This window comes from Streptomyces sp. NTH33, from assembly GCF_003236365.1.
Classification (GTDB): domain Bacteria; phylum Actinomycetota; class Actinomycetes; order Streptomycetales; family Streptomycetaceae; genus Streptomyces.
Genome location: NZ_POTZ01000370.1, coordinates 1 through 7,003, shown reverse-complemented (window position 1 = coordinate 7,003; position 7,003 = coordinate 1). Strand labels below are relative to the sequence as shown.

General features: G+C 72.0%; 5 protein-coding genes. 1 reads left to right on the top strand and 4 read right to left on the bottom strand.

The window, feature by feature from the left end; all coding sequences use genetic code 11:
- The 3 genes from C1I97_RS27575 to C1I97_RS27565 form a co-directional block, all read right to left on the bottom strand.
- On the bottom strand, positions 1 to 555 hold a 555-nt coding region (locus tag C1I97_RS27575; protein ID WP_111005853.1), incomplete at its 3' end, for a sugar O-acetyltransferase.
- Between the two features lie 602 nt (positions 556 to 1,157).
- On the bottom strand, positions 1,158 to 1,586 hold the full coding sequence (locus C1I97_RS27570; RefSeq protein WP_309147831.1) for a GNAT family N-acetyltransferase: 429 nt from the start codon (positions 1,584 to 1,586) through the stop codon (positions 1,158 to 1,160).
- A gap of 120 nt (positions 1,587 to 1,706) precedes the next feature.
- Entirely contained in the window at positions 1,707 to 2,360 is a 654-nt protein-coding gene (locus C1I97_RS27565; protein ID WP_111005851.1) for a M15 family metallopeptidase, read from the bottom strand.
- Positions 2,361 to 3,429: 1,069 nt separating this feature from the next.
- On the opposite strand from C1I97_RS27565, the gene C1I97_RS27560 reads away from it, so the two are divergent.
- Positions 3,430 to 3,663 (top strand): hypothetical protein, encoded by a 234-nt coding sequence (locus C1I97_RS27560; RefSeq protein WP_111005850.1) that lies wholly within the window; start codon positions 3,430 to 3,432, stop codon positions 3,661 to 3,663.
- A 96-nt stretch (positions 3,664 to 3,759) separates the two neighbouring features.
- Here the strand turns inward: C1I97_RS27560 and serC are convergent, their stop codons facing one another.
- The gene (gene serC / locus C1I97_RS27555; RefSeq protein WP_111005849.1) at positions 3,760 to 4,878 is read right to left on the bottom strand and encodes a phosphoserine transaminase; all 1,119 of its coding nucleotides are present in this window, start codon (positions 4,876 to 4,878) and stop codon (positions 3,760 to 3,762) included.
- Between the last annotated feature and the right edge of the window lie 2,125 nt (positions 4,879 to 7,003).

Here is a 7,003-nt window from a genome sequence, read left to right as displayed (position 1 = left end):
GTTGCCGACCGCGACGACGTTCGCGGGCACGTCCCTGGTGACCACCGCGCCGGCGCCGATGACGGAGTTGTCGCCGATGGTCACCCCGGGGCACACGATGACTCCGCCGCCGAGCCAGACGTTGTCGCCGATGGTGATGGGCAGCGCGGCCTCCAGCTTGTCGCGCCGGGGCTGCGGCTCCACGGGGTGCGTGGGGGTGAGGAGCTGGACGTTCGGGCCGATCTGGCAGTCCTCGCCGATGCTGATCCGCGCGACGTCCAGTGCCGTCAGGTTGTAGTTGACGAACGTGCGGGCGCCGATGGTGATGTTGCTGCCGTAGTCGACGTACAGCGGCGGCCGCACGTCGACGCCCTCGCCCACCGCGCCGAGCAGCTCGGCCAGGAGCGGCCCGGCGCTGCCGGCGTCCTCGACGTAGGCGGCCTGGTAGCGGGCGGCCAGCCGCATCGCGCGCTGCTGCCGCCGGGCGATCTCCGGGTCGTCGGCGATGTACAGGTCGCCCGCGAGCATGCGCTCCAGGTGGGTGCGCGGGTCGTCGGCGAAGTGGCCCTTCGGCATGCGTACGATCGTACAGTAGGGAGCGTACGGACGTACGCACATGTCTCCTGGCAGGAGAAAGGGCGACCGACGGAGTCCGACGGGCGCTGTCCGCAGGACGGTTGACCAGCCGCCCCGGAGAGTCGGCCGCGGGAGCGGGTTGCGGTCCCTGCCGACCGCCCTCCCGCCACTGCCGGGGAGAAGCCCTGGACTCCGGGCGCGAAGCGCTCGCTCACCGTTTGCGGACACCGCTGGCCGATGCGCCGCCGGCCCTCGGCCCGGCACGACGGGTGAAGGCGGACGACTGCCGTCTCGGCGTCCCCGCCCGCCGGGCGACGCTCCTCCGAGGCCAGGAAGCCATCAGCGTCTCCCTCGCCACCGGTGTCGACCCCGATGTCCTGCACCCGATGACACACGAGGGCGCTCGCGCACTTCGACGGCCGAGCGCCCTGGGACGTCCGCCCCGGTACCGCTACGCCCCGGGGCCGGGAAAGCGCGAGGCACCGACACGGGGCCGAGAAGACGGCAGAACCCATCGACGCTTCAAACTTGTGCCGAGAACCGCCGCCGATCGGTTCAGGCCTGTGGTCGCCCGCATGAGCGCACCCTCACGGCGGCAGGCATCACATGGGGAGCGAGAGGAGGCGTGCCTGCCCGGCCAGCCACTCCGCACCCTCGGCCAGCGGCGCCCACATGGTCCGCAGCGGCATGCGGACGGGGCCGTCGGGCTGCTCGACCAGAACGTCGTCGTGCAGAACCCGCCGTCCCAGCCGCTCGTACAGCGGGACCAGATCCGGCCGGCAGAACAGCAAGCCGTGCTCCATGCCCAGGCCGCGTGCGTGCTTCATGGCCGCCGTCACTACCAGGCGTGCCAGTCCCCGGCCTCTCAGGGCGGGTGCCACGGCCACGCCACCGAGGCCGGCCACCCGCAGACGGACAGCACCCGCTGAGAGCGGCACCTGCACCCATCCGGCGTGCGCCACGAGACGGCCCTGCTGCCTGACGCCGAAGTGCACCTCCTTGTCGAGCCAGGTCAGGCCGGCCGCGGCCACTCCGAAGAAGTCGACGGCACCGCCGGTGATCTCGTCACGTTCTGTCCCGGTGCAGCGCGAGCTGTATGACCGAAGACGACATGGAGATCATCCTCGCACTGCACGCCTGCCTCCCGCAGCTCATCCGAGTTCCCGCGGCCCGTAGATCGCGCTGCCGGCTCCGGTGGAAAAAGCCCAGTAACGGTCGCCGTAGGACCAGTGCCACCACTCGGTGGGGTAGTTCACCAGGCCCACAGCGGTGAGTGCGGCACCGAGCATCCGCCGGTTGGCCCGCGCTTCGGAGCCGACGTTGCCGGCGTTCGTGCAGCAGGCACCGTCGCTCTCTTCCGGGCTGGCGTTCATCCGGGTCCCCATGTCGAGCTCCCGCCCGTTGGCGGAGACCAGAGTGAGGTCCGTCGCGGCACCGGCGCTGTGGGGCGCGATCTCCGGCGGGGACACGTACCGGCTCGCGGCCTCGCGAACCTGCGCGGGCGACCAGTCCGGGTTGCCGGCTCGCAGTTCGGCGGCGTACTGCTCGAAGTAGTGGCGCTGCAGCGCGGGCGACCGGTATCCCTCGACGAACAACAGACGGATGCCGTCCGGAAGCAGCTTCTGAGCCTTGAGAAGGCGGGTCAGGACCCCTTCTCGCAGATGCGCGAACGCCCCTGACCGATCGGCCCTGCGAGAGTCGACGGCGAGGCATTCCCGGAGCCGGACGTCAACGAGTGGTTCGCCGCAGTCGGCCACCGGGATTGCCGCGATCTTCGGATCCGACATCAGCACGATCTCGTTCATGCACCGATCATTGCCGACTGTCTCACTCAGCGGTGGCCGCCCTGTGCGTTCGATCGTGCCCCGCCCCGTGGTGCAAGCGACCTTGCTCGAAGCGTTCCGGTAAGCCGCACGCCGGCCACCCCATGAGGCAATGGAACGGCTCCGTATCACGCACGGCTGACCTGCCGTCAGCGCCATGGGCGGCCCCTGAACCGCGTGGATGCGGCGGTGACCTGCGCGTTCCGCGTACTTGACCGGCTACGCCACCCGGCGGGACGCGATCTCCCGGGAGGGGGTTCATGGCACCCATGCTGCTGAAAAGGTGAGCACCCGGCAGGTGAATGTCCCTCACACACTCAAATGAGCGGCGTGTGAGCACTGGAGGCCGAGGTGCTCACACTTTTCAGAGGGGTAGGTGTCTCCTGGCCGGGCGTCGGGGGGGCGTGCCCCACGAAGGGGTGCAGGCGGTCAAGCCCTTCGCGTTCCGGTCCGAGGTCCGTGGCGATCTCCAGGTAAGCAGCAGCCCGCGAAGTACCCGGCTGAGGCGGGTCGGACGCTCGATCCGGCGGAGCCGGCCGTCCCACACCCGCGGGTTCCGGCACCTTGATGCCCTGCGCCACCTGGCGGGACGCCATCCGAACGTGCGACCGCGGCTGCGCCGAAGCGGTAGGGCAGGCACTGCCGTGCGTGGACTGTGGCCACCGGCGCCGGACCGAGGCCCTGACCACGAGGACCGACCTGATCGCGGTCGCCCGGCGGACAGCCCCGGGTGTTGTACGTCCGGTTCTTGCGGGAGTGGCCGATCACGTGGGCGGCGATAAGAACTCCGGGTCGCGGTGGCCGGAGGCACGGCCGCGCTCGGCGTGTCCGGGCGCGGCTGGTGCTGTGACCGCACGGGTTCGCCAGGTTGGCGGAAGGCGCGGTGCGTGCCCGGATGTGACGGCGGAGTGGCTGTACCGGTCGGGAGAACAACTGCACCTGCTCATGTGGGAGGGGGCTCTGTCGGCCCGGTGTGCCCGCCGGACGTACCGGCGGCCCAACCGGACCGGCTCCTGGGCGTGGTGGGCCTGAACACCGTCCGACGGGGATCGTGCCTCTGGACGCCACGCTGCGCCTGTCACCGGTCGACGCCTTCCGCGTGCTGGACGACCGCCTGGTCGTCGTCGAGGACCGGCACACCGAGCGGTGGCTGGACGACGCCGAAGCGATGGCCCTCTACCAACGAGCGAGTCCGGGGCACCTTCGCGGAGTCGGCCGTCTTCGGCGCCGACGCCCGGCGGGTGACCGCCCGGGTCCGCCGGAGCGGCAGGGTCTGAGCACGTAGGGCCGCCCCGAGTCGCCGTCGGCCTGTCGCAGCGGAACGCGCGAAGGGCGCCCGGCGGCATCCGCCGGGCGCCCTTCGGTGTCGTACGAGGAGCGGTTACAGCTTCTCGATCACGTAGTCGACGCACTTCGTCAGCGCCTCGACGTCCGCCGGGTCGATCGCCGGGAACATCGCGACGCGGAGCTGGTTGCGGCCGAGCTTGCGGTAGGGCTCGGTGTCGACGATGCCGTTGGCGCGCAGGACCTTGGCGACGGCGGCGGCGTCGATCTCGTCGGCGAAGTCGATCGTGCCGATGACCTGGGAGCGCTTGGCCGGGTCGGTGACGAACGGGGTCGCGAACTTGACGTCCTCCGCCCAGCCGTACAGGGTGCGCGCGGAGGTGGCGGTGCGGCGGACCGCCCAGTCCAGGCCGCCCTGGTCGTTGATCCACTCCAGCTGCTGGTTCAGCAGGAAGAGGGTGGCCAGCGCCGGGGTGTTGTACGTCTGGTTCTTGCGGGAGTTGTCGATCGCGGTGGGGAGCGAGAAGAACTCCGGGATGTGGCGGCCGCCCGCGTGGATCCGCTCGGCGCGCTCGACGGCGGCCGGGGAGAACACGGCGATCCACAGGCCGCCGTCGGCGGCGAAGGACTTCTGCGGGGCGAAGTAGTAGACGTCGGTCTCGGCGATGTCGACCGGCAGGCCGCCGGCGCCGGAGGTGGCGTCGACCAGGACCAGGGCACCCTCGTCGGCCCCCTCGACCCGCTTGATGGGCATGGCCACGCCGGTCGAGGTCTCGTTGTGGGTGAAGGCGTAGACGTCGACGCCCGCCTCGGCCTCGGCCACCGGGTGCGTGCCGGGGTCGGAGGAGACGACGGTGGGGTCGGCCAGCCACGGCGCGAGCTTGGCGGCCTTGGCGAACTTCGAGGAGAACTCGCCGAAGGTGAGGTGCTGCGACTTGTTCTCGATCAGACCGTGGGTCGCGATGTCCCAGAAGGCGGTGGAGCCGCCGTTGCCGAGCACGACCTCGTAGCCGTCGGGGAGCTGGAACAGTTCGCTGATGCCCTCGCGTACCTTGCCGACCAGGTTCTTGACCGGGGCCTGGCGGTGGGAGGTGCCCATGAGGGACGTGCCGGTGGCGGCGAGGGCGTCCAGCGCCTCCGTCCGCACCTTGGAGGGACCCGCGCCGAAACGACCGTCCGCGGGCTTGATGTCAGAGGGAATCTGGATCTCAGCCACGGACGCGAGCGTAGCGGCTCGGGAAATCCGGGTGAAACGCATTCCGTCGGATGAGACGGCCGTCCAGAACGCCCTTGTGCATGCTGGACGAATGACCGATCTCCTGGATCTCCGGGCGGAGCTGCGCCGGGCCGTGCGCGGCGACGTGGCCTTCGATGTCACCGCGCGGGCGCTGGTCACCATGGACGCGTCCAACTACCGGCGGGTCCCGCTGGGCGTGGTGGCCCCGCGGGACGCCGACGACGTGGCGGCGGTGCTGGAGGTCTGCCGGGCGCACGGCGTGCCGGTGGTGGCGAGGGGCGGTGGGACGTCGATCGCGGGGCAGGCGACCGGGACGGGCGTGGTGCTGGACTTCACCCGGCACATGAACCGGCTGCTGGAGATCGACGCCGGGGCGCGTACGGCCGTCGTCCAGCCGGGGCTGGTCCTGGACCGGCTGCAGGAGGCCGCCGCGCCGCACGGGCTGCGCTTCGGGCCCGATCCCTCCACGCACAGCCGGTGCACGCTCGGCGGGATGATCGGCAACAACGCGTGCGGCTCCCACTCGGTGGCCTGGGGGACGACCGCGGACAGTGTGCGGGAGCTGTCGGTGGTCACCGCGCGCGGGCGGCGGCTGCGGCTCGGACAGGGATGGGCCGGGGCGCCGGACGGGCTGCGGGAGCTGGTGGACGGCGAGCTCGCCCGGCTGCGCACCGGGTTTCCGGAGCTGCCCCGCCGTATCTCCGGGTACGCGCTGGACGCCCTGCTGCCGGAGAAGGGCGCGGACGTGGCGCGGTCCTTCTGTGGCTCGGAGGGCACCCTGGGCGTGCTGACCGAGGCGGTCGTACGGCTGGTGGAGGCACCCCGCGCGCGGGCCCTGGCCGTACTCGGCTACGCCGACGAGGGCGCCGCGGCCGAAGCGGCGGCAGGGCTGTTGCCGTACCGGCCGCTGACCGTGGAGGGGATGGCGCGGGACCTGGTGCCGGCTGCGGCTGCCGGGCTGCCCCGGGGCGGTGCCTGGCTGTTCGTGGAGACGGGCGGGGAGACGGAGCGGGAGGCACGCGCGCGTGCGGAGGCGGTCGTGCGCGCGGCCGACGTCGTGGACGCGCTCGTCGTCACCGACCCGTCCGCACAGCGTGCGCTGTGGCGGATCAGGGAGGACGCGAGCGGTACGGCGACCCGGATGCCCGACGGCACCGAGGCGTGGCCGGGGTGGGAGGACTGCGCGGTGCCGCCGGCCCGGCTGGGTCCGTACCTGCGCGAGTTCCGGGCGCTGCTGGCCGCCCACGGGCTGCGCGGCACGCCGTACGGGCACTTCGGGGACGGCTGCATCCACGTCCGCATCGACTTCGACCTGCTGACGGAGGCGGGGATCGGCCGCTTCCGGCGGTTCTCGGAGGACCTGGCCGAACTGGTGGTGGCGCACGGCGGTTCGCTGTCCGGCGAGCACGGGGACGGGCAGGCGCGGGCCGAGTTGCTGCCGAGGATGTACGGCGCGGAGACGGTGGCCCTGTTCGAGCGGGCCAAGGGTGTCTGGGACCCGGACGACCTGCTCAACCCCGGGATGCTGGTCCGCCCGGCCCCGCTGGACGCCGGCCTCCGGTTCTCCGTGCTGCCGCGCCGCCCGGTCGACGTGGCCTTCGGCTACACGGGCGACGGCGGCGACTTCTCGGCGGCGGTGCGCCGGTGCGTGGGTGTCGCCAAGTGCCGTACGACGGTGGTGTCGGGCCCGGCGGTGATGTGCCCCTCCTTCCGGGTCACGGGCGAGGAGCGGCACTCCACGCGCGGGCGTGCCCGGCTGCTGCACGAGATGCTCGCAGGCGAGCTGGTGACCGACGGCTGGCGGTCGGCGGAGGTCCGGGACGCGCTCGACCTGTGCCTGTCGTGCAAGGGCTGCCGGTCCGACTGCCCGGTCGAGGTCGACATGGCCACGTACAAGGCGGAGTTCCTGCACCACCACTACGCCGGGCGGCGCCGCCCGGCCGCCCACTACTCCATGGGGTGGCTTCCGGTGTGGCTGCGCTGGGCGGCTCGTACGCGCACCGCGCCGCTGCTGAACGCACTCGCGGCCGTACGCCCGCTGGTCTCGGTGGCGAAACGGCTGGGCGGGATCTGTCTCTTATACACAACTGACGCTGCCGACGAA